General features: G+C 72.1%; 3 protein-coding genes. 2 read left to right on the top strand and 1 reads right to left on the bottom strand.

The features are described 5' to 3' along the window. Positions 1-331: hypothetical protein (locus JaAD80_RS31130; protein ID WP_374755290.1), on the top strand; the 331-nt coding region annotated here is incomplete at its 5' end. Here JaAD80_RS31130 and JaAD80_RS29295 read toward each other — a convergent pair. Next, positions 298-555, bottom strand: coding sequence for a hypothetical protein (locus JaAD80_RS29295; protein ID WP_102299678.1), 258 nt, complete (start codon positions 553-555; stop codon positions 298-300). The genes JaAD80_RS31130 and JaAD80_RS29295 overlap by 34 nt on opposite strands. Between JaAD80_RS29295 and JaAD80_RS29290 the strand changes: the two genes are divergently transcribed. Then, positions 547-937: hypothetical protein (locus JaAD80_RS29290; RefSeq protein WP_180979666.1), on the top strand; the 391-nt coding region annotated here is incomplete at its 3' end. The two genes, JaAD80_RS29295 and JaAD80_RS29290, sit on opposite strands and share 9 nt — an antisense overlap.

Raw genomic sequence — 937 nt, 5'->3', positions numbered from 1 at the left:
CGCCCTGCAAGCGGCCGCCAATGCCGCCGCGACGGCTGCCGCGAACGCGCAGACGCAAGCGAACCAGACGGATGCGCCTACCCTGGGCCTGATCGCCGATGCGGCCACCCTGGCGTCGGATGCGGCGCAGGTGCAGGCCGGCCTGACCGACGCGGCCGCCCTGGCCGTGATTTCCAATGCCGATGCCACCACGGCGGCCACTGCCGCCGCCGTGGCCAATGCCACGGATGCCGCCGCGCTTGATATCGCTGCCGCCGCTGCCGCGACCGCCGCTGCCAATGCCGTGATCACCGCCAATCAGAGCGATGCCGCCGCGCTGCAAATCTGCTGACGCGGCCGCCGCCACGGCTCAGCGCCGCCACGCAAGCCGCGCTGACGGATGCCGCCGCCCTGCAGGTAATTTCCGACGCGGACGCCGCCGCCGCGCTGGCCGCGCAAACCACGGCCAACCAGACGGATGCCGCCGCCCTGGCAGCCGCCGATGCGGCCGCCGCGAACGACGCCGCCAATGCCCAGGCAGTGGCTGACCAGACCGATGTCGTCGCCTTGCAGCAAGCGGCAGACCAGGCCGACGCCGATGCGGCTGCCGCCAATGCCCAGGCCAGCCTGCTGGATGTCAACGTGGCGCTCAACGCCTTCAACCTCGCCAACCTCGCCTCCCTGGCCGCCAACGTCACGGCTGGCCAGACCAGCGTGCTCGACCTGACGGCCACCGTCAATGCCTTGCAGGGCGATGCCGACAGCGCCGACCTCACCGCCAGCCTGACGGATGCCATCAGCCTTGCCGCCACCGCCACGCTCGATGCGGCAGCGGCAACTGCCCTGCAAGTGACGGCCAACCTGACCGACGCAGCGGCGCTGGCCGCCACGGCAGCTTCCGCCGTCTCGGCGGCGGAAGCTGCCGCCGCCCTCGGCGGGATCGATATCTCGGCCGTCA

This window comes from Janthinobacterium sp. AD80 (assembly GCF_002878455.1).
Taxonomy (GTDB): Bacteria; Pseudomonadota; Gammaproteobacteria; order Burkholderiales; family Burkholderiaceae_D; genus Janthinobacterium.
This window is presented reverse-complemented; position numbering and strand designations above follow the sequence as displayed.